We start from the raw sequence: 2,216 nt of genomic DNA, 5'->3' as shown, positions 1-2,216 counted from the left end.
AGCTGCAATTCCCGAAACTTATCGGCCGAGGGGATCCGCCATTGCGGCCTGAACGACACGTTCCAAATTCGATTGCGACCGTTCGGAGAAGACTGAACGCTGCTCTCGTGTCTACACTATCTCGATGTCCTTGTTGCATCAGGGCAATCTCAAGTCAAAGCAGCTATCGAAATTTATGACGCAGTAAGACTAGCAGGCTGTTGAAAAAGGCGCTCGCCGCCGACCGACGACCGTGATTCATTCGCTCCGATGAGATTCGGAGATGGTGTGCGTGCGTGGCGGCGACAATCGAACGGGCGAGCTGTTCAGCTACGTTGACCTGGAGGCGCGGGTGCGGCGAGATCATCCGCCGCGAGCGATCCGGACGATTGTGAACGAGGCGCTTTCGGCGCTGGAGCGCGAGTTTGCAGCGCTCTATTCGCCGATTGGGCGGCCGTCGATCCCGCCGGAGAAGCTGCTGCGGGCGATGCTATTGCAGACGTTTTATTCAATCCGCTCGGAGCGGCTTCTGATGGAGCGGCTGGAATACGACCTGCTGTTCCGCTGGTTCGTCGGAGTCGGCGTTGACGACGCAGCCTGGGACCATTCGGTGTTCTCGAAGAACCGCGACCGGCGACTGGAAGGCGACATCTCGGCCAAGTTCCTCGTGGCGTTGCTGGCGCGCAGCCCAAGGTGAAGAAGCTTCTGTCGAGCGATCACTTCTCGGTCTATGGCACGCTGATCGAGGCCTGGGCCTCGATGAAGAGCGTCAAGCCGAAGGACGGCTCGGGCGAGCCGCCGGCGCAAAGGCGGGCGCAATGCCGAAGCGGACTTCCATGGCCAGAGACGCTCGAACGACACCCATGCTTCGACCACCGATCCCGATGCCAGGCTCTATCGCAAGGGTAAAGGCAAGGAGACGAAGCTGTGCTTCATCGGGCATGGGCTGATGGAGACCCTCGCCGCCATCGATCGCCTCGTTCACCACGCCACCATCGTCGAGAGTGTATTGTGAGCAATCACAGGCGCAACAACAGCAGCAGACAGAGCTGTTCGCAGCGTGATATCAGGAGATCGGAGCGGCCGAGAATCCAACTAAGAGATTGGTCGCCGTGGCCCCACCGGATGGGGTCCACTTCACTGCTACAGGTCCTGATCTATTGGAAAAGGTGCGTCTTTTGAAGCTTTTGTTGGACGGCGAACGAATGCCTCGCCGGGAAGGCGATGTGAGAGGTCCTCCGCAAGAACGGTCACATTTGGATGCTTCAGAAGGGAACCATGGTCGCCAGGAAGAGGGGGCCCTTCAACGAGGCTCTCGAAAGCAGCGTGCCATGGAGTTGCTGCGCTAGTGGACTCCCGAGTGTAATAGACGCAGAGCGCCGAAACCTTCTTAGGTACGTATAGTTTGCCCGCGCGAATATGGCGAATGAACATTTGGAAGATTTCCTCAAGCGCCGGTACACCGATTTTCCATGTACCAAAAGCAGCGCTCGCGAGCGTAGCGAAGTCACCCGGTCGAATTTTCATGGTTGCATCGTGCTCAGGCGACAATCCTCCCTCGTCGACAAGGAATGCAAGGAATTCAGACCATTCCTGGTCCAAGGTGAGAGTGGAAGGCGTCTCTGGCGCCGACGGATGGGCACTATCGATCAATGCCACTAAATCGACCCTCACGTTTGCAGAGATTAGCATCCCAGCAACGGCGTGGGCGAGCACACCGCCAAAAGACCATCCCGCGAGCGTACAAGCCATGTCCGGCAGCACAGGAACAATAGCCCGAGCATAGACTTGGGCGATCTCATCAATCGAACCCACCTTCAGGAGTTCGTGACCGAACTCTAGGGCATGTATACCGTAGATGGTCTGTGTAGCTGGCAGCGCCCGCACGAGGTCATCATAGACGCTCAGCCCTCCGCCACAAGCGTGACAGAGGATAAGTGGCTGACTGTTCGCGAGTCGAAGCGGAATAAGTTGGCTCGCAGATTTTCGATGGTTCTTCGATGCGGGGCGCACCTTCTCGGCGCACTGATCGAGACGAGGATTCGTGAAATGCACGGAAAGATCGAGGATCAAACCCCGCCGCCGGAGTTGCTCAAGCACTTGCAGCGCTAGCAGCGAATGTCCACCGAGGTCAAAGAAGTTGTCGTGCCGCCCGACCCGCGCCACACCGAGAAGCTCCGCCCAGATCGTCGCCAGCGCGGTCTCGGTCTCGCCCCGCGGCGGCTCATAGGCCGCGC

Annotated in this window: 1 protein-coding gene and 1 pseudogene; one reads left to right on the top strand and one right to left on the bottom strand. The window is 58.6% G+C overall.

Translation table 11 applies throughout. The features are described 5' to 3' along the window. Positions 1-271: 271 nt before the first annotated feature. Positions 272-934, top strand: a pseudogene (locus GWE18_RS41740) (transposase); the annotation flags it as partial. Positions 935-1,122: 188 nt separating this feature from the next. Here the strand turns inward: GWE18_RS41740 and GWE18_RS41735 are convergent. Then, the coding region (locus GWE18_RS41735) for a thioesterase domain-containing protein (protein WP_275191279.1) at positions 1,123-2,216 on the bottom strand (1,094 nt) is incomplete at its 5' end.

Origin of the sequence: Bradyrhizobium sp. CSA112 (assembly GCF_029051645.1) — a bacterium.
Taxonomy (GTDB): domain Bacteria; phylum Pseudomonadota; class Alphaproteobacteria; order Rhizobiales; family Xanthobacteraceae; genus Bradyrhizobium.
This window is presented reverse-complemented; position numbering and strand designations above follow the sequence as displayed.